Genomic DNA, 856 nt, shown 5'->3' with positions numbered 1-856 from the left:
GTTGCAGTAATGATCAGCAGGGTATCACCCTGCTGGCGATGGTATTCAATCAACTCGCGGCCTTTTGGCAGAATAATCGGCATGATTTTCTGTTGCAGGTACTCGGCACGCCAACTCAGCAAGTTCTGCATACTGTTTTTTGCCAGCGGTTCAAACACAAACTGCAGGAAGGCATTGATATCCAGCTGTCCTGCCTGATAGTCATGATAATAAGCCAGATTAGTGTCGTGGTAACTCTGCGGATCGACGATGCCATTTTCCGCCAAATAGCGCCCCCACAAATAATCACTGTCGCCGCCGAGTAAGGTATTGTCTAAGTCAAATATTGCTAAAGCCATTGTAACTGGTCATGTCCCGATAAATTGAGCGCCTATTGTAAGACAAAATGCGTTGCATCCTCATGTCTCATTCACTAATCTAAACTTATTATAAATAATTATGCTGGCGGCCCGTGCTTATCGTTGCCCCCGGCGAGAGATTGAACCGTGATAGACAAAGATGGCTTCAGAGCCAATGTGGGGATTATCCTCTGCAATGACCTTAACCAGGTGTTGTGGGCGCAACGTGCTCAGCATGATTCATGGCAGTTTCCCCAGGGTGGCATTAAAACCAATGAAACGCCGGAGCAGGCCGCCTTCCGTGAATTGACGGAAGAAATTGGTCTGGGCCGTGAACATGTTGAGCTGTTGGCTACTACCCGGGGATGGTTGCGTTATCGCTTGCCCAAGCGTTATTTAAGGTATGGCAACAAACCCTTGTGTATCGGTCAGAAGCAGCGCTGGTTCCTCATGCGTTTTACCGGTGATGAAGCCGATGTCAGACTGGATCTGCATGAAAAACCCGAGTTTGATGATTG

At 48.1% G+C, this 856-nt stretch carries 2 protein-coding genes; one reads left to right on the top strand and one right to left on the bottom strand.

All coding sequences use genetic code 11. The features are described from left to right. Window positions 1-338: HAD family hydrolase (locus B3O33_RS04845; RefSeq protein ID WP_292363104.1), on the bottom strand; the 338-nt coding region annotated here is incomplete at its 3' end. 147 nt (window positions 339-485) lie between these two features. Between B3O33_RS04845 and B3O33_RS04840 the strand changes: the two genes are divergently transcribed. Then, window positions 486-856, top strand: a 371-nt coding sequence (locus tag B3O33_RS04840; RefSeq protein WP_292363102.1) for an RNA pyrophosphohydrolase, incomplete at its 3' end; no start/stop codon positions are given.

It is taken from the genome of Methylophaga sp. UBA1464, from assembly GCF_002325665.1.
Taxonomy (GTDB): domain Bacteria; phylum Pseudomonadota; class Gammaproteobacteria; order Nitrosococcales; family Methylophagaceae; genus Methylophaga.
Note: the sequence above shows the minus strand (reverse complement) of the source record. Positions and strands in the feature narration are given on the sequence as shown.